Raw genomic sequence first — 262 nt, forward strand, 5'->3', positions numbered from 1 at the left:
CCGTCCTCGTGCCCGGCGTCGGCACGCTCCGCGCCCTCGTCGCCGAAGTCCCGCCCGCGGTGGACGACCTCGTCCACGCTTTCTGGCCCGGCGGCCTGACCATCGTCCTCCCCGCACAGCCCTCGCTGTCCTGGGATCTCGGCGACACGCACGGCACCGTCGCGGTTCGCATGCCCGCGCAGAACCTCACGCTCGAACTGCTCGAGGAGACGGGGCCGCTCGCGGTGTCCAGTGCCAACCGCACGGGCATGCCCGCGGCGGT

General features: G+C 73.7%; 1 protein-coding gene. It reads left to right on the forward strand.

The features are described from left to right. The coding region (locus ACZ3HG_RS24055; protein WP_465334934.1) for an L-threonylcarbamoyladenylate synthase at positions 1–262 on the forward strand (262 nt) is incomplete at both ends.

This window comes from Erwinia sp. PME.40.26/001, from assembly GCF_055556675.1.